Origin of the sequence: Mesorhizobium sp. M1E.F.Ca.ET.041.01.1.1, from assembly GCF_003997355.1 — a bacterium.
Lineage (GTDB): Bacteria > Pseudomonadota > Alphaproteobacteria > Rhizobiales > Rhizobiaceae > Mesorhizobium.
Genome location: NZ_RZSL01000513.1, coordinates 1 through 4,405 on the forward strand (window position 1 = coordinate 1; position 4,405 = coordinate 4,405).

5 protein-coding genes are annotated in these 4,405 nt (G+C 63.3%); 3 read left to right on the forward strand and 2 right to left on the reverse strand.

What is annotated here, in order from left to right; translation table 11 throughout:
* On the reverse strand, positions 1-333 hold a 333-nt coding region (locus EOA38_RS29045), incomplete at its 3' end, for a neutral zinc metallopeptidase (protein ID WP_189434983.1).
* Positions 334-492: 159 nt separating this feature from the next.
* Positions 493-948, reverse strand: a complete 456-nt coding sequence (gene mntR / locus EOA38_RS29050; protein ID WP_189350563.1) for a manganese-binding transcriptional regulator MntR — start codon at positions 946-948, stop codon at positions 493-495.
* Positions 949-1,168: 220 nt separating this feature from the next.
* Between mntR and EOA38_RS29055 the strand changes: the two genes are divergently transcribed.
* The 3 genes from EOA38_RS29055 (at position 1,169) to EOA38_RS29065 (ending at position 4,157) form a co-directional block, all read left to right on the forward strand.
* A complete protein-coding gene (locus tag EOA38_RS29055) occupies positions 1,169-2,524 on the forward strand; it encodes an Nramp family divalent metal transporter (RefSeq protein WP_127300856.1) in 1,356 nt (451 codons plus the stop codon).
* Positions 2,525-2,569: 45 nt separating this feature from the next.
* A complete protein-coding gene (locus tag EOA38_RS29060; protein ID WP_127300857.1) occupies positions 2,570-3,412 on the forward strand; it encodes an rRNA adenine N-6-methyltransferase family protein in 843 nt (280 codons plus the stop codon).
* 94 nt (positions 3,413-3,506) lie between these two features.
* Entirely contained in the window at positions 3,507-4,157 is a 651-nt protein-coding gene (locus EOA38_RS29065) for a dihydrofolate reductase family protein (protein WP_127300858.1), read from the forward strand.
* Positions 4,158-4,405: the final 248 nt, after the last annotated feature.

A 4,405-nucleotide genomic window follows, 5' to 3' on the forward strand; every position in this document is an offset into this window, starting at 1 on the left:
GGCAAGCACCGTCGCCACGAACTGCTTCATTTCATCCGAAGCGGGTGCGCCGGTGCTGTCCTGCGAGCCGCTGTCGTCCGTGATCTGGCCCCCGCCGCCCGGTACCAGACCGCCGCTGCCGTCACCCAGGATCTGCGACGGATCGAAACCGAAATACCATCCGGCAAGAACGACCAGGATGACCAGGATGATGCTGGAACCGCCGCCGGCGCGGCCGCCGATCGGAATGCGAAACTGGCCAGGGCTGCCGCCTAAACCACCGCCGAGCCCGCCGCCACTGTCGCTGCGCTGGTCCTCGATATTGTCGCTCTGGCGACGGCCTCTCCAAAGCATGGCAACTCCTCGCACCACGAATGTCCTGGAAGGTCCGGCCCGCTACCGCCCCCTCGGCCAACAATTATCGCAATGGATACGTCAAGTCACAGCATTTTTCGCGCTGCGGCATCGCAACGTCGCGCTCCGCAACCGATCCTTGTCTCCGAGCTCCCGGGCTCAACGGGCTGAGGTCATCGCCCTGCGAAAAGCGTCCAGTGTCTCGGCGCTGACATGGTGCTCTATGCCTTCGGCGTCGATCCGCGCCGTCTCGGCGCTGACGCCCAGCGAGCGCAGGAACGCTTCGACCGTCTGGTGGCGGATGCGGCTCTCCTCGGCGACCTTCCGGCCGGTTTCGGTGAGGAACACGCCGCGATAGGGCTTTCTGGACACCAACCCGTCGGCGCAGAGCCTGGTCAGCATTTTCGCTACGGTGGGTTGCGCGACGCCAAGCCTGGCCGCGATATCGACCTGACGGGCCTCATTGCCGTCCTCGATCAAGTCGGCGATCAGTTCGACATAGTCCTCAACGAGCGCGCTGCGGCGCGCTTCGCGCGTCTGCCGGAACCCTTCCGAATGGATTTCGGCATCGGGAAGCGGCTTTTCGCGTCGAACCGGTCTGTTCCTCAGCGCCAATACGCGCTCCTCCTCCTTGGTCGCCCGAAGGCTGAATCGGGATCGCATTCATAACACGAACCCTGCTGGTCCGGCCGTTTATTTGCATTCCCGCTCACGTGCAACCGGCCCTTCACGCCGCCGGATAAAAAGCACAAACAATGAAATATAGCCTATTGCATAATGTTGAGCCATGGCATAGATAAGGCGCATCCTTGATATATTCCAGTGGAAGTCCGTGATGTCCGACGCAGAAGCCGTGTCTCGTTCCTCGTGGCAATTTGCCCGCGCCGATGAGGGCGAGCAGCCCAGCCTGCGCGAGGTTAACGCCACGATCGCAGTGCCGCAGACCGGGATGTGGCTCCGCCGCCTGTTCGCCTTCATGGGTCCGGGCTACATGGTGTCGGTCGGCTATATGGACCCGGGCAACTGGGCGACAGACCTCGCCGGCGGCGCGCAGTTCGGTTACACGCTGCTTTTCGTCATCATGCTGTCGAACCTGATGGCGATCCTTTTGCAGGCGCTGGCCGCGCGTCTCGGCATCGCCACCGGCCGCGATCTTGCGCAGGCCTGCCGCGCCTACTATCCGCGCCCTGTCAATTTCCTGCTGTGGGTCGCCTGCGAGTTGGCGATCATTGCCTGCGACCTTGCCGAGGTGATCGGCACGGCGATCGCGCTGCAGCTTCTGTTCGGAATCCCGTTGATCGGCGGCGCCCTAATCACCGCGCTCGATGCCTTCCTCGTGCTCCTTCTGATGAACAGGGGCTTCCGTTACCTCGAGGCCTTTGTCGTTGCGCTGCTGATCATCATCTTCGGCTGCTTTGCCATCCAGATCTTCGTCGCCGCGCCGCCGGCCGGCACGATCCTGCATTCGATGTTCGTGCCGTCGTCGCAGATCGTCACCAACCCGGCGATGCTCTACATCGCCATCGGCATCATCGGCGCCACCGTGATGCCGCATAATCTCTACCTGCACTCCTCGATCGTGCAGACCCGTGCCTATCAGCGCACCGACGCCGGCAAGCGCGACGCCATCAAATGGGCGACGACGGATTCGACCATCGCGCTGATCCTGGCGCTGTTCGTCAACGCCTCGATCCTGATCGTCGCGGCCGTGGCCTTCCACGGCACCGGGCACCAGGATGTCGCTGAGATCGGCCAGGCTTTTGAATTGCTGTCGCCGCTCTTGGGTTTGAGCATCGCCTCGATCCTGTTCGCGATCGCGCTGCTCGCCTCCGGCCTCAACTCGACGGTCACCGCGACGCTCGCCGGCCAGATCGTGATGGAAGGCTTCCTGCGCCTGCGCATCCCGCAATGGGCGCGTCGCTTGTTGACGCGCGGCGTCGCCATCGTCCCCGTCGTGATCGTGACCGCGTTCTATGGTGAAAAGGGCACGGCCCAGCTTCTGGTCTTCAGCCAGGTCATCCTGTCGATGCAGTTGCCGTTCGCCGTGGTGCCTCTGGTGCAGTTCGTGTCGGACAAGAAGAAGATGGGCAATTTCGCCATCCCGCGCGGCATTGCTGCGCTCGCCTGGATGGTCGCGGCGATCATCCTGGCGCTCAACTTCAAGCTGCTTTACGACACCATCGCCGGCTGAGATGGAACCGCGACATCCGAGCCGGCCGCGCTATCTTCTGGAAGCATGACCGGATCGGACGACGCCCGAAAATTCTACGCCAAGCTGATGGCCGCGCATGCGCGCTCCGTCGATCCCCGTATTGAGGAGGTGTTCGCCTCGGTGCCGCGCGAAGCCTTTCTCGGGCCCGGACCGTGGACCGTCTTTGCCGGCGACGGCGGTTTCAAGACGCCGACCGCCGATCCAAGCTACATCTACCAGAACGTGCTTGTGGTGCTCGATGCCGACAAGGGTATCAACAACGGCGAGCCGGTTCTGCACGCCATGTGGATCGGCAAGGTCGAACCGAAGCCCGGCGAAGCCGTCACCCATATCGGCGCCGGCACCGGCTACTACACCGCGTTGCTGGCGAAGCTGGTCGAACCGGGCGGCAGCGTCACCGCCTTCGAGCTCGAGACCGATCTCGCGGAGCGTGCAAGCCAAAATCTCGCGGCTTACGGCAATGTGAAAGTCATCCAAGGCAACGCAGTCACCAGCCTGCTCCCGCCTTCCGACATCATCTATGTCAATGCCGGTGTCGCGGCCCCTCCCGCAGCCTGGTTGAGGGCGCTCAAACCCGGCGGCCGCATGATCTTCCCCTGGCGTCCGGCCGAGCGCATCGGCCTGGCGGTGATTGTCACGCGCATGGAGCGCGGCTTTGCCTGCCAGCCTTTCATGGGCTCGTGGTTCATCCCCTGCGTCGGCGCCTGGGTCGCCGGACCGGAGGCAAAAGTGCCGACCCGCGAACGCGCCGCCCGCACGCGCTCGATCTGGCTGAGTGAAGACAAGGCGCCCGATCGCACCGCCACCGCCGTCTTCGGCGATGTCTGGTTCTCGTCCCGCCCCATTCGCGCTGACAGCAAGCGATAGAATTTCGCGGGGTCGTGTCGGAAAACGGCCTGATCGTTCGTCCTTGGGTCGAAATCCGGCCGCGACGGCGCGGACCATGAAAAGGAGAAAACAGATGCGCAAGATCATCGCCGCCACCTTCGTCAGCCTCGACGGCGTCATGCAGGCGCCCGGCGGACCGGAAGAGGACCCGGCCGGCGGCTTCAAGTTCGGCGGCTGGACGTTCCATTATTTTGACGAGGTTGCGGGCGCGGCAATAGACGAACTGTTCTCCAAACCCTTCGCGCTGCTTCTCGGCCGCAGAACCTACGACATCTTCGCCGCGTACTGGCCGTATCAGAAAGATCAGATCGCGGATGTCTTCAACCCTGCGACCAAATATGTGGCGACGCATCGGCCGGATACCCTGAGCTGGCAAAACAGCCAGTCGCTTGGGCCGGATATCGTCGCAAGGCTCAGGCAACTCAAACAGGAAGACGGACCGGACCTGCTCATCCAGGGATCGGGCAATCTGATCCAGACCCTGCTCGCCAACGGGCTGATCGACGAGATCCGGCTGATGATCTTCCCGCTGTTGCTCGGCAAGGGTAAGCGGCTGTTCGGCGATAGCGCGATGCCGGCCGCCTTCAAGCTTATCAAGTCACAGGTCTCGAGCACCGGCGTCATCATGGCGACTTACGAGCGCGCGGGCGAGATCCGCACCGGCTCTTTTGCTCAACAGGAGCCTTCGGAAGCCGAGCTTGAACGGCGCAAGAACTGGAAGTAGCGGGCCGAGGCATGCGCCAAGCTGGAGCACCCCTCATCCGACCGAGCTTCGCTCGGCCACCTTCTCCCACAAGGGGAGAAGGGAGAGCTTGGCACATGCCGCTCAGCAAATGTCCAGCGTCGACGATTGGCTGCAACGCCGGCGCGATCTTGCCTTCTCCCCCTGTGGGAGAAGGTGGATCGGCGCGTTAGCGCCGAGACGGATGAGGGGTGTTCCAGCGAGCTGCCTACCTCACGCAGCCTGACGAT

What these genes read in the sequence shown, in the direction of transcription:
- EOA38_RS29055 (WP_127300856.1), top strand. Translation starts at nt 1,169, where the DNA reads ATGTCCGACGCAGAAGCCGTGTCTCGTTCCTCGTGGCAATTTGCCCGC.
- EOA38_RS29065 (WP_127300858.1), top strand. Translation starts at nt 3,507, where the DNA reads ATGCGCAAGATCATCGCCGCCACCTTCGTCAGCCTCGACGGCGTCATG.
- EOA38_RS29060 (WP_127300857.1), top strand. Translation starts at nt 2,570, where the DNA reads ATGACCGGATCGGACGACGCCCGAAAATTCTACGCCAAGCTGATGGCC.